The organism is Aeromonas sp. 84A (genome assembly GCF_051919345.1).
Lineage (GTDB): Bacteria > Pseudomonadota > Gammaproteobacteria > Enterobacterales > Aeromonadaceae > Aeromonas > Aeromonas veronii.
Map to the genome: position 1 here is coordinate 203,225 of NZ_JBQBEW010000001.1, position 24,276 is coordinate 227,500.

The following is a 24,276-nucleotide window of genomic DNA, read 5'->3' on the forward strand; positions in this document are numbered from 1 at the left end:
AAGGCTGACACTCAGTCGTTCTCCAGCGCAGTGAGGCAGTGCGAGAGGGTGCGGGCCAGCGCCCCCTGATTGCGCAGCACCACGGCGCGGGCCTGCTCCCCCATCTCTCGGCGGGCGTTGCCGTCGGCAAACAGCTGGCTCACCTGCTCGCCCAGCTCGGCGGCATCGGCCACGATGGCGGCGCCACCCTGAGCCACCAGCTGGCGGGTAATGTCGCTGAAGTTGAAATAGGCGGGGCCGGTCAGGCAGGGCTTGCCGAGGGCCGCCGGCTCCAGCAGGTTGTGACCGCCGATCTTAACCAGACTGCCGCCAACGAAGGCCACATCGGCCGCCGCCAGCATCAGCGGCAGCTCGCCCATGGTATCGCCAAGATAGACCTTATTCTGCGCACTCACCGCAGCACCATCAGTGCGCCGCACACAGCCATAAGGGGCGCACAGCTCGGCCACCCGGTCGAACCGCTCGGGGTGGCGCGGCACCAGCATGAGCAGCGCTGCGGGATGGCGTTTGAGCAGCAGATCGAAGGCGGCCAGCACCTGCTCGTCCTCACCCAGATGGGTACTGGCGGCGATCCAGACCGGCCGCTCGGCGCCCAGCTGCTGGCGCAGGGCGCGCCCTTTGGCCTGCACCTCGTCACCAAACTGGATGTCGAACTTGATGGAGCCGGTCACCGCCAGCCGCGAACGATCGATGCCGAGGCGGGCGAAGCGGTCGGCATCATCCTGATGCTGACAGAGCAGATGGGTCAGTGGCCGGCTCAGGGCGTCGAAGGCGCCGTGGAAGCGGGCATAACGCTGGCAGGAACGCTCGGAAAGACGGGCGTTGATGATGGTCACCGGCAGGTGGTGCGCCTCACAGGCGGCCAGCCAGTTCGGCCACAGCTCGGTCTCCATCACCCAGAGCGCGCGCGGCTTGAAGGTGTCGAGAAAGGCGGCAATGGCCCAGGGGTAGTCGAGCGGCGCGTAGCGATGGATCACCAGATCCCCCAGCCTGGCAGCCTGATCGGCGCCGGTGCGGGTGGTGGTGGTGAGCAGGATCGGCAGATCGGGCCGCTCCGCCTTGAGGGCGCGAATGAGCGGCGTGATGGCCAGCGTCTCCCCCACGCTCACCGCATGGATCCAGAGCGGCGCCTCCTGTCCGGTGGCGGGCAGCCGCCCGAGATGCTCGGCCCAGCGCTTGCCAAAGCCGGGCTTGCCTTTCTTCGGCTTGTAGAGGGCCAGCAGCGCCAGCGGCAATCCCAGATGGATCAGCAGGTTGTAGAGCAGACGGTAGGGCATCTTACTGACTCTGCTCCAGCTTCTTGCAGGCATCGACCACCTGCTCCGGCGCCAGGTCGATCAGGCACTTGAGATGGCCGAACTTGCAGGTGCGCTTGAAGCAGGGGCGACACTCGATGTCGGTGTGAACGATCTCGACCCGATCCGCCAGCGGCGGGGTGTAGAGCGGCGAAGTGGAGCCATAGACGCCCACCAGCGGCCGGTTGAGGGCGGCGGCGATGTGCATCAGGCCGGAGTCGTTGGAGATGACCCGGCTGGCCAGCGCCATCAGGTCGATCGCCTCGTGCAGGCTGGTTTTGCCCGCCAGCACGTGGCAGTTGGGGCGAGTCAGCAGATTGACCCGATCCCGGATGGTATTGGCCACCGGCACATCCTTGTTGGAACCGAAGATCCACACCTGCCACCCCTCGTCCAGATGCTGTTGGGCCACCACGGCGTAGTGCCCTTCCGGCCAGCGCTTGGCCGGGCCGAACTCGGCACCGGGGCAGAGCACCAGCACCGGACGGGCGCGATCCAGCCCCAGCCGCTCCAGCGCCTTGCTCTGGTTTATCAGATCGACATGGAGCGCCGGATGCGGAATGGTCGGGATATCGGCCCGACTCTTCATCTGCGCTTTGGGATAAGCGAGCGCCAGATAGCCCTCCACCATCAGCGGGAAGGCGGACTTGTTGCTGCGCAGGTCGTTGAGCAGACCGTAGCGGCTCTCGCCCTTCCAGCCGGTACGGACCGGAATGCGGGCAAACCAGGGGATCAGCGCCGATTTCATGGAGTTGGGCTGGACGATGGCCTGATCGTATTTTTCGGCGGCCAGCTGCTTGCCGAGGCGGCGGCGTGCCACCAGCTTGAAGTCACCGTGGCCAAGGGGCATGGTGATCGCCTTGTCCACCTCCGGCATCCGCTCCAGCAGGGCGCAGCACCAGGCGGGGGCCATCACGTGCAGTTCGCTCTCCGGATGGTTGGCTTTGATCGCCTTGTAGAGGCTCTGGGACATCACCATATCGCCGACCCAGGAGGGGCCGATCACCAATATTTTCATCACGCGTCTTCTCTCGGGACTAGCCCGACTGTTAATCATCACTGGGCGAGATTATGCCCCAAGAATGACTGGATAAATAACAGAAGATCCTTGCCAAACGCTGCTGCCACCCCATTTTTCCAGCAGTGGCCCTCTTCCAACCGGACGAGACGAGACAGGCAGACAGCTGGCAGAAACGGGCAATGGCGGCTCTCTCTTTGATCCGTTTTTCCGTTAGAATGGCCCATCAATACGCATTCGACCCGCCAGCCGGGCAATAACCGTGAGCCCCATTTCGTGAAAAAACCGACTCTGGCTGCCGTTCTGATCGTCAAGAATGAAGCCGACAACCTGCGCAAGTGCCTCGCCTCCCTCGACGGACTGGTGGACGAGATCGTCATTCTGGACTCCGGCAGTCAGGACGAGACCCCGGCCATTGCCGCCGAGTTTGGCGCACGCTTCTTCGTCAACGCCAAGTGGCCGGGCTTTGGCAAACAGCGCCGACTGGCCCAGTCCCACGTGCAGTCCGACTGGGTGCTGTGGCTGGATGCCGACGAGCGGCTCACCCCCGAGCTGAAAACCGCCATCGCCAACGTGATGGCCAATCCGGCCAGCGATACCATCTACTCGATCCCGCGCCTCTCCTGGGTCTTTGGCCGCTTTATCCGCCACAGTGGCTGGTATCCGGATCGGGTGCTGCGCCTCTATCCCAAGGCGCTCACCAGCTACAACGAGGCGCTGGTGCACGAAAAGGTGGAAGTGCGGGCCAACATGAAGATCGTCAATATTCATGGCGACCTGCTCCACTTCACCTATCGGGATCTGGAGCACTATCTGGTCAAATCGGCCGGTTATGCCCGTGCCTGGGCCGATCAGCGCACCGCCCGCGGCAAGAAGGGCTCTCTCAGTCAGGGGCTGATTCACGCGGTCGGCTGCTTCCTCAAGATGTACCTGCTCAAAGCGGGCTTCCTCGATGGCAAGCAGGGGCTGCTATTGGCGATCCTCTCCGCCCACTCCACCTTCGTCAAATACGCCGACCTCTGGGTGCGCCAGCAACCGCAGCAGCCGGAATAACCGTCATACGAAACAGGGCCCCGCGGGGCCCTGTTTGCATTGCTGCATACGTTACTTGCGCCAGAAAGGCGCCGCCCAGCGGGCCATCACCGGCACCATGGTCTTGGGATCGAGCTGACTCATATCCTCCGGGTGATCGCTATCCTCCGGCGGGCTGAAGGCAAGGTGACGCCCTTCGCTGTTGAGGGGCTTCCAGCGCAGCGGAGTAGCGGAGCGGCGCATCGGGAAGAAACCGATAGTCGGCACATCGAGCGCACCGGCGATATGGAGCGGGCCGGTACTGCCAGCGATAAACAGGGCTGCGTTGGCCAGCACCTGACAGAACATCGGCAGACCATCGCTGGAGCGGTAGATCCAGCCGTTGCCGCCGTGGGCCAGCAGCTCGGCCGCCAGCTGTTCGGCCATCTTCTCCTCGCCCGGGCCTGCGGTCAGCACGCACTGCAGCTCGGGGCAGGCCTGATTGAGCTTGATGATGATGCGGGCATACTGCTCGATGGAGAGGTTGTTGGCCGAACCGCCGCTACCGGCATGCACCATCAGCCAGGGGCGGCTGGCATCGAGCTTGAGCTTGAGTGCCAACTGCTCACGCACCTGCCGCAGAGTCTCGTCATCGAACCGCAGGAAGGGGGTCTTGGGCTCCACCACGGCCACCTGTTGATCGGCCAGGAAGCGGCGGATCAGCTCCAGGTTGTACTCGGACTCCGGTTTCTGGGAGCGGGAGCGACGCTGCACCAGTCGCTGGTTGTAGAGCACCTGCGCCAGCTTGGTCGCCGGGGCCAGCCGGTAAGGGATGTGTGCCTTCCACACCAGCATGGCGTTGCGGGAGTTGGAGAAGAGGCAGATGGACGCGTCGAACGCCGCCGCCTTGATCCGGGCCAGCAGTGCCCGCTGTTGCTCCTTGTCGGCTCGCACGCCCGGATCGATGATCACCTCGTCAATCCAGGGGCAGAGCCGGGCCAGCGGGGCCGTGTAGGCCGGAACCAGGGCAGTCACATGACACTCCATGGAGCCTTTGAGCATGGCGAAGCTCGGCCACGCCAGCATGAAGTCACCAATCTTGTCATTGCGAACGACCAGAATACGTTTCATAAAAAATCCCTTTGCTCCCTGTCACCAATGCAGGGAGGCTTGATGCGCGATGGCGTATTCTTGCCTGATGCACTGCTATTCTCAAGCGACGACCTTATAATGCGACCAAATTTCCAGGTTGCAGGACCGCAAAGATGACTACCAGGGTGATCTATCCCGGGACATTTGATCCCGTTACCAATGGCCATGCCGACCTGATCGGCCGCGCCGCCAAGCTGTTTGACGAGGTGATCGTCGGCGTCGCCAACAGCCCGAGCAAGCGCCCGCTGTTCGATCTGGCGGAACGTGTCCAGCTTGTCCAGCAAGTGACCAGCCAGCTTCCCAACGTCAAGGTGGTCGGCTTCTCCGGGCTGCTGGTCGATTTTGCCAAAGAGCATCAGGCCAACGTGCTGATCCGCGGCCTGCGCGCCGTCTCCGACTTCGAGTACGAGTTCCAGCTGGCCAACATGAACCGCCGCCTGATGCCCACGCTTGAGAGCGTCTTCCTCACCCCGGCGGAGGAGAACTCCTTTATCTCCTCCACACTGGTGAAAGAGGTGGCGCTACACGGTGGCGACATTCGTCAGTTTGTCGACCCCGTGGTGGCCCAGGCCATCGCAGCCAAACAGAAAGGGTGATCTCCTTCCATACTCGCCATTCCCAACGGCAACTACGAACAAGGGCTACCCGCGGGTAGCCCTTGTTGTATCTCTCTCGCATGGAGAGGTCAGCCTGCTTGCCGGTTACTGACGGGCAAACCGCTCATTCATCTCCTGCACCAGCAGATCGAGCCACTCGTAGCGGCGCCGATACATGGCCCGCTTCTTGGAGGCGATCTCCTCCAGCGGCTTGCGCGGCTGGGCTTGCAGAGCGACGAAGTTGGCATCCACATCCCGGGCGCCGAATTCCTGCCACAGCTCGTCATAATCGGCCTGCAAATTGGCTTTCTGCTTGCTGCTGTAGCGCTTGGCCTGAAACACGTGGGCCCGCTTGCGCACCGCCAGCACCTCTGCCGCCCCCATGCTCTGCGCCAGTTGCAGCACCAGTTGCACCAGCAGGGATTTGGGCCGCAGGCCATGTCCCTCTTTGGTTAGCTCGCGCACCCGATCCTGGGCATTGTCGACCGCAGGCTCCGGCCCCTGCATGGAGCCGATCATCAGAATCAAACGATCCACGCTACCCGCCAGCGAAAAGGCGCAGCTGTAGAGGCGCTGCCCCTCTCCGTTGACGATGGAGAGTGCCAGCTCGGCCTCGCGGCGGAAGGTGCCATCGTGGCGCAGCAGAATGCGGCAGCCGCTCTGTGGATAGTGCCCCAGCGCGATCCCCTCGCCCAGATAGAGCGGGTCGATCAGCTGCGGGTAGCACTCCAGCAGCAACCGATAGTGATTTTCCAGCATCTCGGCCCGCTCACGGGCGCTGGCACAGGCGAAGCGATAGGGTCGCATCGGCTTGTCGAGCAGCTCGGGATAGACCGCCGGCAGCGCCTTGAGCGAGTCGCACTGAAACAGACTGAAGACCCGGCTCAGCGACTTGCGATAGAGCAGGCTGCGCAGCACAAACTTGCCGCGATTGAAGGTTTTCCGGTCACATCCCTCGGGGTAGAGGAAGCGGGCCATGGATTTTGCGCAATAGCGCTCCTGCCGGGATAAATATTCCCAGTCTATTGATTTAACTGTCATTTTTATATTCTCAAACCGCCTGAACGGTCGGGATACTAGTGACAGCTGTGCAAATCTTCAACAGAGTGGAAATACGCTGTTACAACTTCCCCCGGATCTGGGCAAAAAGTGCGCTCAGCGCTGGCAATGACTGCAAAAAACCGTGGTGCGCTGGCCCATTCTTGTCTCGGTCAGCAGGGTGTGACAGTGGAAACAGGGCTGACCGCCACGGCCGTAGACCTGCAACTGCTGCACGAAATAGCCCGGCTTGCCATCGGCACTGGTGAAATCCTTGAGAGTGGTGCCGCCCTGGCGAATTGCCTCGGCCAACACCCGCTTGATCTCGGCCACCAGGGTTCCCAGCCGCTCGGCACTGATATTGCCCGCCGCCCGTTTGGGGTGAATGCCGGCAGCATAGAGCGCCTCGTTTGCGTAGATGTTGCCCACCCCGACCACCACCTGATTGTCCATCAGGAACTGTTTGATGGCGGTGCTGCGCCCCTTGGCGCGCTCACGCAGGTAATCAGCACTGAAGGCATCGGTGAGCGGTTCGGGCCCCAGCTTGGCGAGCAGCGCATGGGCTTCGGCCGGTTCCCGGGTCCAAAGCAGGGCGCCGAAGCGGCGCGGATCGTTGAGCCGCAGCAGCTTGCCATTCTCCAGCTCGATATCCACGTGGTCGTGCTTCTCGGCCGGGGTGCCGATATCCAGCACCCGCAGGCTGCCGGACATCCCCAGATGAAGGATTGCTGTACCGAAATCGGTCTCCAGCAGCAGGTATTTGGCACGGCGACGCACCCGATGGATGGTGAGGTCCACCAGCTCCTGAATCTCACCGGGGATCGGCCAGCGCAGGCGGCCATCCCGCACCACCACGCGCGTCACCTTGATACCGGTGAGCCAGGGGAGATCCCCTGACGACTGACTTCAACTTCTGGCAATTCGGGCATGGGCACCTCGCAAGGAAAAGAAACTCAGGGAGCAGGACGCAGCAGATCGCGATACTGCTCGGCAGTGAGGGCGAGCCAGAGACCGGAGGGCAGCTGAGCGCCATATTGGCCGCTGTTCTGATAGAGGCCGATCTCGACCGGATCGTTCTGGCCGGCAATCCACACCTTGATGGTCACCGGGGTACCGCGCACCACCTCGCCGGGGGGCAGCAACCAGCTCTGCCAGCGCGCCAGACGGGCATCCAGCTGCGCTGTGTCGAGTCCCAGATCCGGCATGCTGCGCCAGCCCTGACCAATCCGCTCAATCTGCCAGCTCGGCCCCTGCCAGGTGAGCACCACGGCTGCATCCGGCAGCAAGGGGCGAGCCCGCTTGGCGCTGTTCTCCTGCTGGGCAGTCTCCATACGATGCAACAGGGTGATCACGATCAGCACCACCACGATGATCACGTTATTCCAGCCTTTGCGGCTCAATTTGAACATGGCAAGCCTCCCTTTGAACCGGCAGTGTACTGAATTAGGCGCATAAAAAAACCCGGCACGAAGCCGGGTTTTTGGGAATGCAGCATCAAGTAATTACTTGATTTTGCCTTCCTTGTAGATCACATGCTGACGAACAACGGGATCAAACTTTTTGATCTCCATTTTTTCGGGCATGGTGCGCTTGTTTTTGGTAGTGGTATAGAAGTGACCAGTACCGGCGCTGGAGTTCAGGCGAATTTTCTCGCGAATACCTTTAGCCATGATCTAATTCCTTATACCTTAACACCGCTGGCGCGCAGTTCAGCCAGAACCACTTCAACGCCACGCTTGTCGATGATACGCATGCCTTTTGCGGATACGCGCAGGCTTACGAAGCGTTTTTCACTCTCAACCCAGAAACGGTGAGTGTGCAGGTTCGGCAGGAAACGACGCTTGGTGGCGTTGTTAGCGTGCGAACGGTTGTTACCAACTGCCGGGCGCTTGCCGGTTACTTGGCATACTCTAGACATGTCAGTCTCTCCAAATCTTACTTCATTGCTCGAGCAAATATCTGCCCCGCTGGCCTTCGATTGCGGGGCAAACAGAAGGCGGCATTTTATACAGCATCCGTGATCAAAGATCAACTAATACGGTGCCAGAGCACAGTTATAGCCAACCGCGCTCGGCAAAAGAAACCGTGATGCCATCACCGATCACCAAGTGATCCAGCACTCTGATATCGATCAGGGCCAAAGCGGCCGTGATCCGATCCGTGATCTGGCGGTCGGCCCTACTGGGCTCGGCGACGCCGGACGGGTGATTATGCGCCATAATCACCGCGGCTGCATTATGTTTGAGCGCGATCTGCACGATTTCTCTTGGCCAGACGCTCGCCGAATCGATGGTGCCGAAAAAAAGCTCAACAAATTGAATGACTCTGTGCTGATTGTCGAGCAACAACAGGGCAAACACCTCGCGCGGCCGATCCCGTAGCTGGGCCTGCAGATAGTCGCGGGTCAGCTGGGGCGAGGTGAGCGCATCGCCCCGTTGCAGCTGCTCGGCCAGATGGCGTCTGGCCATCTCCAGCACCGCCTGTAGCTGGGCATATTTGGCCGGGCCAAGGCCGTGCGCCTCGCAGAATGCCCGTTGATCCGCCCCCAGCAAGCTGCGCAAAGAGCCGAATTGATTCAATAGATTACGTGAAAGATCCACTGCACTCAGGCCATTGACGCCAGTGCGCAGAAAGATGGCGAGCAGCTCGGCATCGGAGAGCGCTGCGGGCCCCTGACGCAGCAACTTCTCTCTGGGGCGTTCATCTTCCGGCCACTCTTTGATGCTCATTTGTCTCTCCCTCATCCCTGCTGAGAAAAAACATAGCAAAAAATTGCGCGCGCCCGACCACACCCCTTGATGCCAACCCCTGTCGTCATCCATTGCCTGTGGTATCTTAGCCGACCAGTCAGAATGAGCCGGATAGAGAAACAGCAGATGAGATTGGCCGATAAACGCATCCTGTTGGGTGTCAGCGGCGGGATCGCCGCCTACAAGAGTGCCGAGCTGGTACGCCGCCTGAAAGATCAGGGCGCCGAAGTGCGGGTGGTGATGACCCGCTCCGCCAAGGAGTTCATCACCCCGCTGACCCTGCAGGCGGTCTCCGGTCATCCGGTGGCCTACAGCCTGCTGGACCCCTCTGCCGAGGCGGGCATGGGCCATATCGAGCTGGCCAAGTGGGCCGATCTGGTGCTGATCGCCCCCGCCAGCGCCAACCTGATGGCGCGGATGGCTGCAGGCATGGCCGACGAACTGCTCACCACCCTCTGTCTGGCCACTCCGGCGCCCATCGCGCTGGCACCTGCCATGAACCAGCAGATGTATCTCAACGCGGCCACACAGGCCAATCTCAAGACCCTGGCCAGCCGCGGCATTCTGCTGTGGGGGCCGGATGCCGGCAGCCAGGCCTGTGGCGATGTGGGCCCGGGCCGGATGCTGGATCCTCTCGAACTGGTGGAGCGCTGCTGCCAGCAGCTGGCCGCCGAACCCTTGCTGGCAGGCGTCAAGCTGCTGCTCACCGCCGGCCCGACCCGCGAGGCGCTCGATCCGGTGCGCTACATCAGCAACCACAGCTCCGGCAAGATGGGCTACGCCATCGCTCGCGCCGCCCGTGAGGCGGGTGCCGAAGTGACGCTGGTGAGCGGCCCGGTGACGCTGGCTACGCCTGCTGGCGTGACCCGTGTCGATGTGGAGAGCGCCGAGCAGATGCATCAGGCGGTGATGAGCCGGGTCGGCGAGTGCGACCTCTTCATCGGCTGCGCCGCGGTAGCCGACTACCGTCCCGAACAGGTCGCCAGTCAGAAGATCAAGAAGACTGGTGACAACGACCAGATGGTGGTGAAGCTGGTGAAAAATCCCGACATTATCGCGGCCGTCGGTGCCCTTTCAGACAAACCCTTCACCGTCGGATTTGCCGCCGAAACCGTGGATGTGGAACAATACGCCCTCGACAAGTTGCAGCGTAAGCGGCTGGACATGATCGCCGCCAACGATGTGTCCCGCGAGGGGCAAGGCTTCAACGCCGATGACAACGCCCTGACCGTGTTCTGGCAAGGGGGCCAGGCCCCGCTGCCGCTGGCCGACAAGCTGACGCTGGCCCGTCACCTGATCGCCCTGATTGCACGCCACTACCGGCACTGAGCGTCCCGAAAGAACAAGACTCACGGCACCCCGCCTGCCAAGAGGGGCGCCAATACAAGATCCAACTGAAAAAGCGATTCATGACTACACAAATTGAACTGAAGATTCTGGATGCCCGTATCGGTACCGAGTACCCGCTGCCCGCCTACGCAACACCGGGCTCTGCCGGCATGGATCTGCGCGCACTGCTGGATGCGCCGCTGACTCTGGCTCCGGGAGATACCACTCTGGTGCCGACCGGTCTGGCCATCCACATCCAGGATCCGGGTCTGTGTGCCACCATCCTGCCCCGCTCCGGCCTCGGCCATAAGCACGGCATCGTGCTGGGCAACCTGGTCGGTCTGATCGATTCCGATTACCAGGGTCAGCTGATGGTATCGGTCTGGAACCGCGGCAAGGATGAGTTCACCATGCAACCCGGCGAGCGCATCGCCCAGCTGGTGATCATGCCGGTGGTTCAGGCCAGCTTCCAACTGGTCGATGAGTTCAATCAGAGCGAACGGGGTGAAGGCGGTTTTGGTTCTTCTGGTCGCCAATAACAGACCACACCAGCCTGATGGGCGGTGCCTAATAATAGAATCAAGCCATTGTTTTTTTAGGGGAATCCATGGCAAGCAGTAATCAGAAACAGAGTCGGCGCGATCAGATCCTGCAGGCGCTCGCCCATATGCTGGAAACCAGTCCGGGTCAGCGCATCACCACGGCCCGTCTGGCGGCCGAGGTCGGCGTCTCTGAAGCAGCCCTCTATCGACATTTTCCCAGCAAGGCGCGGATGTTCGAGGGGCTGATCGACTTTATCGAGGATTCCCTGCTGTCACGGGTCAATCTGATCATGGCGGAAGAGAAGGACACCATGGCGCGCTGCCACCACATCCTTCAGCTGCTGCTGGTGTTTGCCGAGCGCAATCCCGGCATCACCCGTATCCTCAACGGCGACGCCCTGCTGGGTGAGCACGATCGGCTGCGGGATCGCATCAGCATCCTGTTCGACAAGCTGGAGACCCAGATCAAGCAGGTGCTGCGCGAAAAGCGGCTACGCGAGGGTCAGGGCTTCCAGCTCGACGAAACCATGCTGGCCAATCTGCTGCTGGCCTACACCGAAGGCCGCATCAGCCAGTTCGTGCGCTCCGAGTTCAAGCTCAAGCCGACCGCCGGTTTCGAAGATCAGTGGCAATTTATCCGCAGCCAGCTGCTGCAGAGCTGATGGTTTTTTCGCATCATTCAGCAAAAAGAAGGGAGGCTTTGGCCTCCCTTCTTTTTTGTGTCAGGTTTTTATGGCAGAAAAGAAGTACCAGATGCGACCCGTACTGTCGCGCTGCGGTGTTAGATTTATCCACCATAAACCTTTTAGAACCTGACAGGACATCCTATGGAACCCGAAATCATTACCGAAGCGCAGACCTGGCTGGTCAATAATCAGGGACTGCTGATCGAATACGGCGTCAATATCGCCGCCGCCCTGCTGACCCTGCTGGTCGGCTATATCGCCGCCAACCTCATCAGCGGTGGCGTGGTCAAGGTGATGCAGGCCCGCAAGCTGGACACCACAGTCACCCACTTCGTCGGCAGCATCCTCAAGTACGCCATTCTGGTGTTCGTGGTGATCGCCGCGCTGGGCCGTGTCGGCGTGCAGACTGCCTCCTTCGTCGCCATTATCGGTGCCGCCGGTCTGGCCATCGGTCTGGCGCTGCAAGGCTCGCTCTCCAACTTCGCTGCCGGCTTCCTGCTGATCATCTTCCGCCCCATCAAGGCGGGCGAGTTTATCGAAGTGGCGGGCACGGCAGGTGTGGTGCAGTCCGTTCAGCTCTTTACCACTACCCTCACCTCAGGTGACAACAAGATGGTGGTAGTACCGAACTCCGCCATCCTCAACGGCACCATCGTCAACTACTCGCGCATGGATACCCGCCGCGTCGATATGACCTTCGGTATCGGTTACGGCTCTGACCTGCGCAAGGCCAAACAGATCCTCGAGCGTCTGGTAAGCGAAGAGCCGCGCATCCTCAAGGATCCGGCAGCCACCATCGCCGTTGCCGCGCTGGCCGACTCCTCGGTCAATATCGTGGTGCGCCCCTGGGTGAAAACCGCTGACTACTGGGGTGTCTGGTTCGACTTCCACGAGAAGGTGAAACTGACCTTTGATGCCGAAGGCATCGAGATTCCCTTCCCGCAGATGGTGATGCACATGCAAAAAACGCAGGCGTGATCGCGGTTCTGCTGCAACAGACAATGCCAGCCTTCGGGCTGGCATTGTCGTTTCTGGCCCCAGCCCATGGCCATGTCGGTGCATAACCACGCCAACCGGATGAAAACAATTTCAGGCTATCGGGGTGGCCCCAATCATGAGCAAGCGCAAGATCCGCCTTGCTTTCGTGACACATAATCCCAATGTTCTGGTTGTATGCTCCCGACAGTGACCCATTGCGGTAAAAGACAATCGGTAAAAATCTGTTACACGGGCCGCCCGTTCGGCTCGCTATAATGCTCGGATAATAAGGTTTGGCGGGACCTTGCCTGCAAGGTTCAAACACAACTTGGCATTTCAGGAATCCTATGAAAAATATCAATCCAACCCAAACCCAGGCCTGGCAGGCACTGGAAGCCCACTTTGCAGCAAACAAAGAGACCCGACTCAAGGATCTGTTCGCGCAGGACCCGAAGCGCTTTGACAAGTTTTCCCTTACCTTCGGCGGCGACATCCTGGTTGATTACTCGAAGAACCTGATCACCGAAGAAACCCTCAAGTTGCTGGTTGATCTGGCCAAAGAGACCGATCTTCGCAGCGCGATCGATGCCATGTTCAATGGCGACAAGATCAACATGACCGAAGGTCGCTCCGTACTGCACGTGGCCCTGCGCAACCGCTCCGACCGCCCCATCGAGTGCGACGGTAAGGACGTGATGCCGGAAGTGAACGCCGTACTGGCCAAGATGAAGGGCTTCTGCGAGAAGATCATCTCCGGCGAGTGGAAAGGCTACACCGGCAAAGCGATACAGCACGTGGTCAACATTGGTATCGGTGGCTCCGATCTCGGCCCGGTAATGATCACCGAGGCACTGCGTCCCTACAAAAACCACCTGCAGATGCACTTCGTCTCCAACGTCGATGGCACTCACATCGCCGAGACCCTGAAGAAGATCGATCCGGAAACCACCCTGTTCTTGGTGGCCTCCAAGACCTTCACTACCCAGGAGACCATGACCAACGCCCTTACCGCTCGCGACTGGTTCATCAAGATCGCCGGTGACAAGGCCCACGTTGCCAAGCACTTCGCAGCCCTCTCCACCAACGGCAAGGCCGTGGCCGAGTTCGGCATCGACACCAACAACATGTTCGAGTTCTGGGACTGGGTTGGCGGCCGCTACTCCTCCTGGTCTGCCATCGGCATGCCCATCGCCCTGTCCGTCGGTTTCGAGAACTTCGAAGTACTGCTGCAAGGCGCCTTCGAGATGGACATGCACTTCGCCACAGCCTCCTATGAGCAGAACGTGCCGGTACTGCTGGCGCTGATCGGCCTGTGGTACAACAACTTCTACGGTGCCGAGTCCGAAGCCATTCTGCCGTACGACCAGTACATGCACCGCTTCCCTGCCTACTTCCAGCAAGGCAACATGGAATCCAACGGCAAGTACGTGGATCGCAACGGCAAGCCGGTTGACTACCAGACTGGCCCCATCATCTGGGGTGAGCCGGGCACCAACGGCCAGCACGCCTTCTACCAGCTGATACACCAGGGCACCAAGCTGATCCCCTGTGACTTCCTGGCACCGGCCATCAGCCACAATCCGATCGGTGACCACCACCCGAAACTGCTGGCCAACTTCTTCGCCCAGACCGAGGCGCTGGCCTTCGGCAAGAGCAAGGAAGAGGTTGAAGCCGAGTTCCTGGCTGCTGGCAAAACCCTGGAGCAGGTCAAGGATCTGGTGCCGTTCAAGGTGTTCGAAGGCAACCGCCCGACCAACTCCATCCTGTTCAAGAGCCTGACCCCGAAAACCCTGGGTGCCCTGATCGCCATGTATGAACACAAGATCTTCGTACAGGGCGCAATCTGGAACATCTTCTCCTTCGACCAGTGGGGCGTGGAGCTGGGCAAACAGCTGGCCAACAAGATCCTGCCGGAGCTGGGTAACAACGAGGCTGTCACCAGCCACGACTGCTCCACCAACGGTCTGATCAACACCTGGAAAGCGTGGAAAGCCTGATTTATCCGGCCTTTCTGAATGCAAAAGCCCCGCTCGATGAGCGGGGCTTTTTTATGACTGTCAGGCTGATTTTTCTGGCTGGCCGATCGGGTGTCCAGTCCGACCGGCGACGGGGATCGTCATCCCCGCCCCTTCATCATCCAGCCCGATACAGGCTTAACCACCAACGGCGATGCGCTTCATGTCTTTCATATAACCGCGCAGTACCTGGCCGATTTTCTCGATCGGGTGGTTGCGGGTCGCTTCGTTGGCCGCCAGCAGCGCCAGGTTATCCACGCTCTGCCCTTCCGCCTTGCTGGCACCCAGATCGCCTGCTTTCAGGGTCGGCATGAAGTGCTCGCGCAGCAACGGCACGGCGGCGTTGGCGAACAGGTAGTTACCGTACTCGGCGGTATCGGAGATGACCACGTTCATCTCGTACAGACGCTTGCGAGCAACTGTGTTGGCGATCAGCGGCAGCTCGTGCAGGGATTCGTAGTAGGCGGACTCCTCGTAGATACCGGAAGCCACCATGGTCTCGAACGCAAGCTCCACACCCGCCTTGACCATGGCCACCATCACCACGCCATTGTCGAAGTACTCCTGCTCGGCAATCTTGCCTGCAAACGCCGGCGCATTTTCGAAGGCTGATTTGCCGGTCTCTTCGCGCCAGCCGAACAGCTTGGCATCGTCTTCGGCCCAGTCGGCCATCATGCCGCGGGAGAACTCACCGGCGATAATGTCATCCATGTGCTTCTCGAACAGCGGGCGCATCAGGGTCTTGAGCTGCTCGGAGAGCTCAAAGGCGCGCAGCTTGGCCGGGTTGGAGAGGCGGTCCATCATCAGGCTGATGCCACCCTGTTTCAGGGCTTCGGTGATGGTCTCCCAGCCAAACTGGATCAGCTTGCCGGCGTAGGCCGGGTCTGTGCCTTCGGCAACCAGCTTGTCGTAGCAGAGCAGGGAACCGGCCTGCAGCATGCCGCAGAGGATGGTCTGCTCGCCCATCAGGTCGGATTTCACTTCCGCCACGAAGGAGGATTCCAGCACCCCGGCACGGTCGCCGCCGGTGGCAGAGGCCCACGCCTTGGCGATGGCCATGCCTTCACTTTTCGGGTCATTTTCCGGGTGAACGGCGATCAGGGTCGGTACACCAAAGCCACGCTTGTACTCTTCACGCACTTCGGTACCCGGGCACTTGGGCGCCACCATCACGACCGTGATGTCAGAACGGATCTGCTGACCCTCTTCCACCACGTTGAAGCCGTGGGAGTAGCCCAGCGCGGCGCCTTGCTTCATCAGCGGCATCACGGTCTTCACCACGTCGGAGTGCTGCTTGTCCGGAGTCAGGTTCAGCACCAGATCGGCGGTCGGGATCAGCTCTTCATAGGTGCCGACCGCGAAGCCGTTGTCGGTGGCTTTCTGCCAGGAGGCGCGCTTCTCGGTGATGGCGGCCTTGCGCAGGGCGTAGGAGATATCCAGCCCGGAGTCGCGCATGTTCAGACCCTGGTTCAGACCCTGGGCACCACAGCCCACAATCACCACCTTCTTGCCCTTCAGCACGTTGCAGCCGTCCGCAAACTCTTCGCGCTGCATGAAACGACACTTGCCCAGTTGGGCCAACTGCTGACGCAGGTTCAAGGTGTTGAAATAGTTAGCCATGGTGATTGCTCCGTTCGATTGATTCCATGCCGGATAGCGGCGTTGTCTGAACCACTATAGCGCGGGACACTTATTGCCTGAACTGATATATTCGAAACAGTACGTTGCAATAACTGAAACGCTCACCCTTCAAAATTGCCTGCTGAATGTACCGCGAGATGGCAGAAACAAGCCGCCAACCGCTGGATATCGGGCACACAAGCCGCGTCAGGAGCTGAAAGATGGATCTTCGCAATCTCGAGCTGTTTCTCCACCTCGCCGACTCCCTCCACTTCGGCAAGAGTGCCGATGCCATGGCGGTCAGCCCCTCCACCCTGAGCCGCGCCATCCAGCGACTGGAGCAGGAGACAGGCTGCATCCTGTTCGAACGGGACAACCGCTCGGTGCGGCTCACCCCTGCAGGCGAGAAGCTGCGGGAGTTTGGCGGCGGCCTGTTGCAGGAGTGGCGTCAGCTCAAGCAGGAGCTCAAACGCAGCGATGAACCGCTACAGGGGCGGCTGCGGGTCTTCTGTTCGGTCACCGCCAGCTACTTTCTGCTGCCCGAGGTACTGGAACGCTTTCGCCGCCGCTACCCCCAGCTGGAGATCAAGCTGGAGACCGGCGACCCGGCGCTGGCGGTGGACAAAATCCTGGCCGACGAGGCCGATCTCGCCATCGCCGCCCGTCCCGATGCCCTGCCCGCCAAGCTGGAGTTCGCCAGCCTTCAACTGGTACCGCTGGTCTTTATCGCGCCGCGCAACGCCCCGCAACTGAACCAGTGGTTCCGTCAGGGGGAGCCGGATTGGGAGCAACTGCCAGTCATCCTCTCCGAGCAGGGCTTGGCCCGCAAACGCAGCGATCAGTGGTTTCGCAACAAGGGGATCGCCCCCAACATCTATGCCGAAGTAGCGGGCAACGAGGGAATCGTCGCCATGGTGGCGCTCGGTTGTGGCGTAGGATTGGTGCCGGCGGCGGTGATCGACCACAGCCCGCTCGGCGACAAGGTGCGGATCATCGACCTCAAACCCGCCTTCAAGCCATTTGATGTGGGGATCGGGGTACTCAAGAAGCGGCTGGAGGAACCGCTGATCCGCGCCTTCTGGGATACGGCGCAGAATCAGGGCTCACTGCGCTGACACCGGTTTATAGATAAGGGCCGGATCGGCCATCATGACGCGACTGGGCTGCGGCAAGTCGGGGTTATGCAGCTCGAGGCGCACCCGCTCATCCAGTTTCAGCCGCCGAATGGTGCTGCCAAATCCCTCTTCAAAGACCCGGTCAAAAGCACCAGACTGCCGCGCCCGCAGCAGGCCAAGCTCGATGCGCTGCGCCAGCTCCGGATATTTTGGCGAGACGAAAAACAGCAGCGCCAGCGGATAGCGAAACACCAGACGGGGCTCGATGGCGAGATCCGGATGCTGCCTGAGCTCATCCTCGATCTCGATGACCGAACGCAGGAAGCAGTCAAAGCGCTTCTTGCGCAGCATGTTGAAGAGCGCCTCATAAAGATTGCCCACCGTCACCTTGAGGCCGTTAGCCCGCAGCAACTGGGTGTCTGGCCAGGATCTGTGCTGACCGATGGAGAGCCCGGCGCGATGCCAGTCTGCCAACGACCCGATCGCGGTAAAACGCCCCTCATCACCCTGCCGAACCAGACACACCCGCCATCCCAGCAGCCCCTTGGCCAGCGGAATGTGGATTGCCAGCAACTCCCGTTCTCGCTGACCATCCGGGGCAAAGACACCGACCTGAACCAGCTCGCCGCTGCGCAGCTCCTTCACCGCCCGCCCCTGCTCCATTTGCGGACTGGAGACCAGCTGATAGGGGCCATATTCGGGCACGGTGAGATCGAGGGAGAGGCGCAACAACTGGACGACGGCGGGGTTGGGGTGATCCAGCAGCAGATTCCAGACGCGGATAGGCTGCTCGGTTGCCGATACGCCAACCGTCCACAGTGCCATGCACCACCACCAGACTCTGATCATCCTGCGCACCATCCGTGCCTCGTGCTCCTCGCCATACTATAACGCCAGCCAGCGCCTCAACGGCGCCCTCTCTGAAAGATGTGTGAGCGCTCTCGTGTCAAATCTCGTGTCAGAAGTGACAATAGGCAAACCCGGCAGGTCATCGCAGACTGGGCGTTCATCAACAAACGCCAAGGCGCAGGGAGGAGAGCCATGAAACAGCATCTGGTAGAGATCAAGGGTTCAACCCTGTTTGACGAGTATCTGCAAAGCATGGGCGTACCCAGCACGGCGCTCGATCGGGAGCAGGATATCTATCTGCAGGAACGCCACCTGGGAGCCATTCGCCGGGTGCAGGGCGAACTGCGCTTTTATCTGCGCGCCAACGCCCTCAACAAACGGTGATCGGGAGCCGGTCACAGAACCTGCAACAAAGAGGTATTAGACTGGTATCTTCCCCCTTTCGACGGGAGTGCCCATGAACGCAAGCGGTCTGGATCGGCTGTTCAAACCCCAATCAATCGCCATCATCGGCGCCTCGACCGATCCGCACAAAGCGGGCCATGTTATCGTCCGCCACCTGCTGGCGGGTCACTTCAAAGGGCCCATCCTGCCAGTCACCCCGCGCAGCAAGGCGGTGGCCGGCGTGCTGGCCTATCCCGACATTGCCAGCCTGCCACTGGCTCCGGATCTCGCCATCATCTGCACTCGCCGGGAGCGGGTCATCCCCCTGCTGGGGGAGCTTGGCCAGAAGGGAACAGGCGCAGCTATCATCCTCGCCGCCGATTTTTCACAAAATGAGCGGCAGGAGCTGAAACGGCTCTGCAAGCAATATGGCATTCGCCTGCTCGGCCCCAACAGCATGGGGATGCTGCTGCCCGGTCAGGGGCTCAATGCCAGCTTTTCACCGATTGCCGCCAAGCCCGGGCAGGTCGCCTTTCTCTCCCAGTCTGCCGCGGTCAGCACCACAATTCTCGACTGGGCCAAGCAGCATGAGCTGGGATTCTCTGCCTTTATCTCCCTTGGCGATCACTGCGATATCGACTTCGGCCAGCTGCTGGATCAACTCTCCCGCGACAGCGTGACCCGCGCCATCCTGCTCTACATGGACAAGCTGCACGATGCCCGCCATTTTCTCTCGGCAGCACGAGCGGCCTCGCGCAACAAGCCGATCCTGGTGCTCAAAAGCGGACGCCACGATCCGGCCCACGGCCTCGACAACGTCTATGACGCCGCCATCCGCCGCGCCGGCATGCTGCGGGTACGGGATACCCACGAGCTGTTTGCCGCAGTGGAAACCCTCAGCCACTCCATGACCCTCAAGGGGGAGCGGCTCGCCATCATCTCCAATGGCCGCGGGCTGGCCAATATGGCAGTGGATGTGCTGCTGGAACGGGGCGGTAAACTGGCTCGCCCACCGCTCGATATCGGCAGCGATGCCACCATCACCACCTATCAGGAGGCGCTGGACAACCTGCTCGGGGAAGAGGGGATCGATGCCATCCTGATCATCCACGCCCCCTCGCTCACGGCCCCCAGTGCGCCGCTGGCCAGCCACCTTATCGCCCACCTGAAACAGCACCCCAGAGCTCGCCGTTTCAATATCCTCACCAACTGGGCAGGCGAGTACTCGGCGCAGGAGGGGCGCAAACTCTTTACCGAAGCGGGCATCCCGACCTACCGTACCCCGGAAAGCGCCATGGCCGCCTTCATGCATATGGTGGAGTACCGCCGCAACCAGAAGCAGCTGATGGAGACCCCCGCCTCCCTGCACGGCAACCAGCTCAATATCGAGCTCTGCCAGCAGCTGATCCGCCAGGCGCAGGAGCGCAAACAGCTGAGGCTGGATACCCATCTCGCCCACCCCATCTTGCAGGCAGCCGGGCTCGCGACCCTGCCCACCTGGATCGTCACCGACGCCATCGAGGCAACCCTGACTGCCGAGCAGATCGGCTACCCGGTGGCAGTCAAACTCCGTTCGCCCGATATCCTGCACAAATCTGCCGTGCACGGTGTGGTGCTCAATCTGCGCACCTCGGCCGAAGTAGCACAGGCTGCCGATGCCATTCTGGACAGGGTGAAACAGCACGATCCCGGCGCCCGTATTGAAGGGTTGCTGGTACAGCGCATGGCGCGGCGTAGTGGTGGTCTGGAGCTGCGGGTTCGTATCCAGCAAGACGCCATCTTTGGCCCCGTCATCCTGCTCGGTGAATCGGGCGCGGAGCCACAGGAGATGGTCGCGGCACTACCGCCGCTCAATCAGGCGCTGGCCCGTTACCAAATCATCGGTGCACTCAAGAGTCGCAAGATCCGTGAACATGCCACCCCGGATCGACTGGATATCGATGCCCTCGGTCAGGTGCTCTGCCAGCTCTCCGAACTGCTGCTCGCCTTCCCACAAATTCAGGAGCTGGATCTTCATCCGCTGCAAGCGTGCGGTGCCGAGATGGTAGTGCTGGATGCCAGCGTCACGCTGGCCGACCCAGCACTTCCACCCGCCAGTCGGCTGGCGATCCGCCCCTACCCGACCGAACTGGAGGAAGGTGCCTGGCTCAAGGATCAGAGCCATGTTCTGCTGCGCCCCATTCGCCCGGAAGATGAACCGGCCCACAAACAGTTCGTGCTGCAGGTTTCCGATGAGGACAGGTACAAACGCTTCTTCGCCGATGTGGGTGAGCTGGGCCATGAAGAGCTAGCCCGCATGACCCAGATCGATTACGACCGCGAAATGGCTTTTGTCGCCGTAGGGCAGGATGGGGAGCGCAAAGACCAGATTCTCGGGGTAGTGCGCGCCATCTCGACGCCGGATCTCAGCGATGCCGAATTTGCCATTCTGGTTCGTTCCGACCTGAAAGGACTGGGGCTCGGCAAACTGATGATGGAGAAGATCATCCGCTACGCCAGCGAGCAGGGGATTGGTCAGCTCTCCGGCATGACCATGCCAAGCAATCGCGGCATGGTGACCCTCGCCAAACGGCTTGGCTTCAAGATCGATGTCCAAATGGAAGAGGGGGTGGTCAATATGGAACTGCCCTGTACTCAGCAAGCAACACAAGCCTGATTTGACCACCTGTAGAGTCATTCAAATGGCCGTGAATGAAACTGATAAGGCTCTGATATAGTCAGAAAATGGTGGAAATAACCGGCTATCTGGCACTCTTACTTGGCAGAGAAAAGCCAGATATTGGTGGTTTAAGGCGCTAAAAATACAAAAGCCCGGTTATGAACCCGGGCTTTGTGTTGGTTCTTGCGTACAAATCTGTGGGTCTTATGGACAAAAACGCCCATAGCAAAAAGGCCTTCCCATCAGGGAAGGCCTTCAAATTAGTGGCGGAGCGGACGGGACTCGAACCCGCGACCCCCGGCGTGACAGGCCGGTATTCTAACCGACTGAACTACCGCTCCGCATTCGGTTAGCTTTCGCTAAATCTTTTGCTGCTTCTTCTGAGGTGTCATCCTCGCAGCCGGCTATGTGTTTTCACATCACCGTTTAATTGGGTGCCTGGCAGTGTCCTACTCTCGCATGGCGAATGCCACACTACCATCGGCGCTACCGCGTTTCACTTCTGAGTTCGGCATGGGATCAGGTGGTTCCACGGCGCTATGGCCGCCAGGCAAATTCTTCAATCTGAGAAAGCTGACGTGAATAACGAGGTTGCCTGTTGGCTTCGCTATCACTGAATTAGTAGTTCGCTTAGGTTTGCTACAAGCCTTAGAACACTTCTTGGGTGTTGTATGGTTAAGCCTCACGGGTAATTAGTATGGGTTAGCTCAACACATCACTGCGCTTACACACCCCACCTATCAACGTTGTGGTCTCCAACGGCCCTTTAGGACCCTCAAGGGGTCAGGGATGACTCATCTCAGGGCTCGCTTCCCGCTTAGATGCTTTCAGCGGTTATCGATTCCGAACTTAGCTACCGGGCAGTGCCACTGGCGTGACAACCCGAACACCAGAGGTTCGTTCACTCCGGTCCTCTCGTACTAGGAGCAACTCCCTTCAATCATCCAACGCCCACGGCAGATAGGGACCGAACTGTCTCACGACGTTCTGAACCCAGCTCGCGTACCACTTTAAATGGCGAACAGCCATACCCTTGGGACCGACTTCAGCCCCAGGATGTGATGAGCCGACATCGAGGTGCCAAACACCGCCGTCGATATGAACTCTTGGGCGGTATCAGCCTGTTATCCCCGGAGTACCTTTTATCCGTTGAGCGATGGCCCTTCCATTCAGAACCACCGGATCACTATGACCTACTTTCGTACCTGCTCGACCTGTCCGTCTCGCAGTTAAGCTGGCTTATGCCATTGCACTAACCTCCTGATGTCCGACCAGGATTAGCCAACCTTCGTGCTCCTCCGTTACTCTTTGGGAGGAGACCGCCCCAGTCAAACTACCCACCAGGCACTGTCCGCGAGCCCGATTCAGGGCCCTGCGTTAGAACATCAAACATACAAGGGTGGTATTTCAAGGACGGCTCCAGCGCAACTGGCGTCACGCCTTCAAAGCCTCCCACCTATCCTACACATGTAGGTTCAATGTTCAGTGCCAAGCTGTAGTAAAGGTTCACGGGGTCTTTCCGTCTAGCCGCGGGTACACCGCATCTTCACGGCGAATTCGATTTCACTGAGTCTCGGGTGGAGACAGCATGGCCATGGTTACACCATTCGTGCAGGTCGGAACTTACCCGACAAGGAATTTCGCTACCTTAGGACCGTTATAGTTACGGCCGCCGTTTACCGGGGCTTCTATCAAGAGCTTCGCTTGCGCTAACCCCATCAATTAACCTTCCGGCACCGGGCAGGTGTCACACCCTATACGTCCACTTTCGTGTTTGCAGAGTGCTGTGTTTTTGATAAACAGTCCCAGCCATCTGGTCACTGCGACTCCCAACTGCTCCATCCGCAAGGGACTTCACTGTCAGGAGCGAACCTTCTCCCGAAGTTACGGTTCTATTTTGCCTAGTTCCTTCACCCGAGTTCTCTCAAGCGCCTTGGTATTCTCTACCCGACCACCTGTGTCGGTTTGGGGTACGATGACTTGTAATCTGAAGCTTAGAGGCTTTTCCTGGAAGCAGGGCATCAATGGCTTCCGCACCGTGGTGCGTTCGTCTCGTGTCTCAGTGTTGTGTCTCCGGATTTGCCTAGAAACACCACCTACGCACTTTCACCAGGACAACCGTCGCCTGGCCCACCTAGCCTTCTCCGTCCCCCCATCGCAATTACAAGTCGTGCAGGAATATTAACCTGCTTCCCATCGACTACGCCTTTCGGCCTCACCTTAGGGGTCGACTCACCCTGCCCCGATTAACGTTGGACAGGAACCCTTGGTCTTCCGGCGAGGAGGCTTTTCACCCCCTTTATCGTTACTTACGTCAGCATTCGCACTTCTGATATCTCCAGCATACCTCTCGATACACCTTCGCAGACTTACAGAACGCTCCCCTACCACTCATACATAAGTATGAATCCGCGGCTTCGGTGCCTGGTTTGAGCCCCGTTACATCTTCCGCGCAGGCCGACTCGACTAGTGAGCTATTACGCTTTCTTTAAATGATGGCTGCTTCTAAGCCAACATCCTAGCTGTCTGAGCCTTCCCACATCGTTTCCCACTTAACCAGAACTTTGGGACCTTAGCCGGCGGTCTGGGTTGTTTCCCTCTTCACGACGGACGTTAGCACCCGCCGTGTGTCTCCCGGATATTACTTACTGGTATTCGGAGTTTGCATGGGGTTGGTAAGTCGGGATGACCCCCTAGCCCAAACAGTGCTCTACCCCCAGTAGTATTCGTCCGAGGCGCTACCTAAATAGCTTTCGGGGAGAACCAGCTATCTCCGAGTTTGATTGGCCTTTCACCCCCAGCCACAGGTCATCCCCTAACTTTGCAACGTTAGTGGGTTCGGTCCTCCAGTTGATGTTACTCAACCTTCAACCTGCCCATGGCTAGATCACCCGGTTTCGGGTCTACACCTTGCAACTAGACGCCCAGTTAAGACTCGGTTTCCCTACGGCTCCCCTATACGGTTAACCTCGCTACAAAATGTAAGTCGCTGACCCATTATACAAAAGGTACGCAGTCACCCCGAAGGGCTCCCACTGCTTGTACGTACACGGTTTCAGGTTCTATTTCACTCCCCTCACAGGGGTTCTTTTCGCCTTTCCCTCACGGTACTGGTTCACTATCGGTCAGTCAGGAGTATTTAGCCTTGGAGGATGGTCCCCCCATATTCAGACAGGATGTCACGTGTCCCGCCCTACTCGATTTCACATCAAGGTTGTTTTCGTGTACGGGGCTATCAC

At 59.8% G+C, this 24,276-nt stretch carries 20 protein-coding genes, 1 tRNA gene, 2 rRNA genes and 1 pseudogene (1 of these 24 running past the window's edge); 10 read left to right on the top strand and 14 right to left on the bottom strand.

The genetic code is table 11. The features are described 5' to 3' along the window. Window positions 1-11: 11 nt before the first annotated feature. Window positions 12-1,277, bottom strand: a complete 1,266-nt coding sequence (gene waaA, locus ACTG20_RS00995) for a lipid IV(A) 3-deoxy-D-manno-octulosonic acid transferase (RefSeq protein WP_194494470.1) — start codon at window positions 1,275-1,277, stop codon at window positions 12-14. A 1-nt stretch (window position 1,278) separates the two neighbouring features. Beyond that, window positions 1,279-2,313 (bottom strand): lipopolysaccharide heptosyltransferase II, encoded by a 1,035-nt coding sequence (waaF, locus tag ACTG20_RS01000; RefSeq protein WP_106844577.1) that lies wholly within the window; start codon window positions 2,311-2,313, stop codon window positions 1,279-1,281. A 276-nt stretch (window positions 2,314-2,589) separates the two neighbouring features. On the opposite strand from waaF, the gene ACTG20_RS01005 reads away from it, so the two are divergent. Further along, window positions 2,590-3,366, top strand: a complete 777-nt coding sequence (locus tag ACTG20_RS01005; protein ID WP_005339515.1) for a glycosyltransferase family 2 protein — start codon at window positions 2,590-2,592, stop codon at window positions 3,364-3,366. 51 nt (window positions 3,367-3,417) lie between these two features. Here ACTG20_RS01005 and ACTG20_RS01010 read toward each other — a convergent pair whose 3' ends face one another. Continuing rightward, window positions 3,418-4,455 (bottom strand): glycosyltransferase family 9 protein, encoded by a 1,038-nt coding sequence (locus tag ACTG20_RS01010; protein WP_019446529.1) that lies wholly within the window; start codon window positions 4,453-4,455, stop codon window positions 3,418-3,420. A gap of 134 nt (window positions 4,456-4,589) precedes the next feature. Between ACTG20_RS01010 and coaD the strand changes: the two genes are divergently transcribed. Then, window positions 4,590-5,072 (top strand): pantetheine-phosphate adenylyltransferase, encoded by a 483-nt coding sequence (gene coaD / locus ACTG20_RS01015; protein WP_194494469.1) that lies wholly within the window; start codon window positions 4,590-4,592, stop codon window positions 5,070-5,072. A gap of 105 nt (window positions 5,073-5,177) precedes the next feature. Here the strand turns inward: coaD and ACTG20_RS01020 are convergent, their stop codons facing one another. The 6 genes and pseudogenes from ACTG20_RS01020 to radC form a co-directional block, all read right to left on the bottom strand. Continuing rightward, window positions 5,178-6,113, bottom strand: a complete 936-nt coding sequence (locus ACTG20_RS01020) for a VirK/YbjX family protein (protein WP_439987415.1) — start codon at window positions 6,111-6,113, stop codon at window positions 5,178-5,180. Between the two features lie 114 nt (window positions 6,114-6,227). Next, window positions 6,228-7,039: pseudogene (mutM, locus tag ACTG20_RS01025) on the bottom strand (bifunctional DNA-formamidopyrimidine glycosylase/DNA-(apurinic or apyrimidinic site) lyase). A gap of 24 nt (window positions 7,040-7,063) precedes the next feature. Beyond that, a complete protein-coding gene (locus tag ACTG20_RS01030; RefSeq protein WP_042054783.1) occupies window positions 7,064-7,519 on the bottom strand; it encodes a hypothetical protein in 456 nt (151 codons plus the stop codon). A 93-nt stretch (window positions 7,520-7,612) separates the two neighbouring features. Then, window positions 7,613-7,780 carry a 50S ribosomal protein L33 gene (rpmG, locus tag ACTG20_RS01035; protein WP_005307500.1) on the bottom strand — a complete coding sequence of 56 codons (168 nt, stop codon included), beginning with the start codon at window positions 7,778-7,780 and terminating at the stop codon, window positions 7,613-7,615. An 11-nt stretch (window positions 7,781-7,791) separates the two neighbouring features. Then, window positions 7,792-8,028: a 50S ribosomal protein L28 gene (gene rpmB / locus ACTG20_RS01040; protein ID WP_005307492.1), complete on the bottom strand. Its 237-nt coding sequence runs from the start codon at window positions 8,026-8,028 to the stop codon at window positions 7,792-7,794. Between the two features lie 136 nt (window positions 8,029-8,164). Beyond that, window positions 8,165-8,839, bottom strand: a complete 675-nt coding sequence (radC, locus tag ACTG20_RS01045) for a RadC family protein (RefSeq protein WP_194494467.1) — start codon at window positions 8,837-8,839, stop codon at window positions 8,165-8,167. 147 nt (window positions 8,840-8,986) lie between these two features. On the opposite strand from radC, the gene coaBC reads away from it, so the two are divergent. From coaBC to pgi, 5 genes are all read left to right on the top strand, one after another. Continuing rightward, window positions 8,987-10,189, top strand: coding sequence for a bifunctional phosphopantothenoylcysteine decarboxylase/phosphopantothenate--cysteine ligase CoaBC (gene coaBC / locus ACTG20_RS01050; RefSeq protein WP_194494466.1), 1,203 nt, complete (start codon window positions 8,987-8,989; stop codon window positions 10,187-10,189). 80 nt (window positions 10,190-10,269) lie between these two features. Continuing rightward, window positions 10,270-10,728: a dUTP diphosphatase gene (dut, locus tag ACTG20_RS01055; protein ID WP_005339498.1), complete on the top strand. Its 459-nt coding sequence runs from the start codon at window positions 10,270-10,272 to the stop codon at window positions 10,726-10,728. Between the two features lie 68 nt (window positions 10,729-10,796). Next, window positions 10,797-11,393, top strand: coding sequence for a nucleoid occlusion factor SlmA (gene slmA, locus ACTG20_RS01060; RefSeq protein ID WP_005339495.1), 597 nt, complete (start codon window positions 10,797-10,799; stop codon window positions 11,391-11,393). Window positions 11,394-11,558: 165 nt separating this feature from the next. Further along, the gene (locus tag ACTG20_RS01065) at window positions 11,559-12,395 is read left to right on the top strand and encodes a mechanosensitive ion channel domain-containing protein (RefSeq protein WP_088868140.1); all 837 of its coding nucleotides are present in this window, start codon (window positions 11,559-11,561) and stop codon (window positions 12,393-12,395) included. A gap of 347 nt (window positions 12,396-12,742) precedes the next feature. Beyond that, complete coding sequence (gene pgi / locus ACTG20_RS01070; RefSeq protein WP_439987416.1) at window positions 12,743-14,392, top strand: glucose-6-phosphate isomerase; 1,650 nt, start codon at window positions 12,743-12,745, stop codon at window positions 14,390-14,392. A 156-nt stretch (window positions 14,393-14,548) separates the two neighbouring features. Here pgi and ilvC read toward each other — a convergent pair whose 3' ends face one another. Beyond that, window positions 14,549-16,030, bottom strand: a complete 1,482-nt coding sequence (ilvC, locus tag ACTG20_RS01075) for a ketol-acid reductoisomerase (RefSeq protein WP_194494465.1) — start codon at window positions 16,028-16,030, stop codon at window positions 14,549-14,551. Window positions 16,031-16,251: 221 nt separating this feature from the next. On the opposite strand from ilvC, the gene ilvY reads away from it, so the two are divergent. Next, window positions 16,252-17,145 (top strand): HTH-type transcriptional activator IlvY, encoded by an 894-nt coding sequence (gene ilvY / locus ACTG20_RS01080; protein ID WP_005342097.1) that lies wholly within the window; start codon window positions 16,252-16,254, stop codon window positions 17,143-17,145. On the opposite strand, the gene ACTG20_RS01085 is transcribed toward ilvY, so the two are convergent. Next, window positions 17,134-17,994 carry a hypothetical protein gene (locus ACTG20_RS01085; RefSeq protein WP_194494464.1) on the bottom strand — a complete coding sequence of 287 codons (861 nt, stop codon included), beginning with the start codon at window positions 17,992-17,994 and terminating at the stop codon, window positions 17,134-17,136. The two genes, ilvY and ACTG20_RS01085, sit on opposite strands and share 12 nt — an antisense overlap. A 192-nt stretch (window positions 17,995-18,186) precedes the next feature. Here ACTG20_RS01085 and ACTG20_RS01090 point away from each other — a divergent pair, with 192 nt between their 5' ends. Both ACTG20_RS01090 and ACTG20_RS01095 read left to right on the top strand, forming a co-directional pair. Continuing rightward, entirely contained in the window at window positions 18,187-18,378 is a 192-nt protein-coding gene (locus tag ACTG20_RS01090; RefSeq protein ID WP_005339486.1) for a hypothetical protein, read from the top strand. Between the two features lie 73 nt (window positions 18,379-18,451). Beyond that, window positions 18,452-21,034, top strand: coding sequence for a bifunctional acetate--CoA ligase family protein/GNAT family N-acetyltransferase (locus tag ACTG20_RS01095; protein ID WP_194494463.1), 2,583 nt, complete (start codon window positions 18,452-18,454; stop codon window positions 21,032-21,034). Between the two features lie 267 nt (window positions 21,035-21,301). Here ACTG20_RS01095 and ACTG20_RS01100 read toward each other — a convergent pair. From ACTG20_RS01100 to ACTG20_RS01110, 3 genes are all read right to left on the bottom strand, one after another. Continuing rightward, a tRNA-Asp gene (locus ACTG20_RS01100) sits at window positions 21,302-21,378 on the bottom strand. 95 nt (window positions 21,379-21,473) lie between these two features. Beyond that, window positions 21,474-21,588: ribosomal RNA gene (gene rrf, locus ACTG20_RS01105) — 5S ribosomal RNA — on the bottom strand. 120 nt (window positions 21,589-21,708) lie between these two features. Next, window positions 21,709-24,276: ribosomal RNA gene (locus tag ACTG20_RS01110) — 23S ribosomal RNA — on the bottom strand; it runs 322 nt beyond the window's last position.

Bases quoted from the DNA above. Each gene is read 5' to 3' on its own strand.
- waaA (WP_194494470.1), bottom strand. From the start codon at position 1,277: ATGCCCTACCGTCTGCTCTACAACCTGCTGATCCATCTGGGATTGCCG.
- waaF (WP_106844577.1), bottom strand. From the start codon at position 2,313: ATGAAAATATTGGTGATCGGCCCCTCCTGGGTCGGCGATATGGTGATG.
- ACTG20_RS01010 (WP_019446529.1), bottom strand. From the start codon at position 4,455: ATGAAACGTATTCTGGTCGTTCGCAATGACAAGATTGGTGACTTCATG.
- coaD (WP_194494469.1), top strand. From the start codon at position 4,590: ATGACTACCAGGGTGATCTATCCCGGGACATTTGATCCCGTTACCAAT.
- ACTG20_RS01020 (WP_439987415.1), bottom strand. From the start codon at position 6,113: ATGACAGTTAAATCAATAGACTGGGAATATTTATCCCGGCAGGAGCGC.
- ACTG20_RS01030 (WP_042054783.1), bottom strand. From the start codon at position 7,519: ATGTTCAAATTGAGCCGCAAAGGCTGGAATAACGTGATCATCGTGGTG.
- rpmG (WP_005307500.1), bottom strand. From the start codon at position 7,780: ATGGCTAAAGGTATTCGCGAGAAAATTCGCCTGAACTCCAGCGCCGGT.
- rpmB (WP_005307492.1), bottom strand. From the start codon at position 8,028: ATGTCTAGAGTATGCCAAGTAACCGGCAAGCGCCCGGCAGTTGGTAAC.
- radC (WP_194494467.1), bottom strand. From the start codon at position 8,839: ATGAGCATCAAAGAGTGGCCGGAAGATGAACGCCCCAGAGAGAAGTTG.
- coaBC (WP_194494466.1), top strand. From the start codon at position 8,987: ATGAGATTGGCCGATAAACGCATCCTGTTGGGTGTCAGCGGCGGGATC.
- dut (WP_005339498.1), top strand. From the start codon at position 10,270: ATGACTACACAAATTGAACTGAAGATTCTGGATGCCCGTATCGGTACC.
- slmA (WP_005339495.1), top strand. From the start codon at position 10,797: ATGGCAAGCAGTAATCAGAAACAGAGTCGGCGCGATCAGATCCTGCAG.
- ACTG20_RS01065 (WP_088868140.1), top strand. From the start codon at position 11,559: ATGGAACCCGAAATCATTACCGAAGCGCAGACCTGGCTGGTCAATAAT.
- pgi (WP_439987416.1), top strand. From the start codon at position 12,743: ATGAAAAATATCAATCCAACCCAAACCCAGGCCTGGCAGGCACTGGAA.
- ilvC (WP_194494465.1), bottom strand. From the start codon at position 16,030: ATGGCTAACTATTTCAACACCTTGAACCTGCGTCAGCAGTTGGCCCAA.
- ilvY (WP_005342097.1), top strand. From the start codon at position 16,252: ATGGATCTTCGCAATCTCGAGCTGTTTCTCCACCTCGCCGACTCCCTC.
- ACTG20_RS01085 (WP_194494464.1), bottom strand. From the start codon at position 17,994: ATGATCAGAGTCTGGTGGTGGTGCATGGCACTGTGGACGGTTGGCGTA.
- ACTG20_RS01090 (WP_005339486.1), top strand. From the start codon at position 18,187: ATGAAACAGCATCTGGTAGAGATCAAGGGTTCAACCCTGTTTGACGAG.
- ACTG20_RS01095 (WP_194494463.1), top strand. From the start codon at position 18,452: ATGAACGCAAGCGGTCTGGATCGGCTGTTCAAACCCCAATCAATCGCC.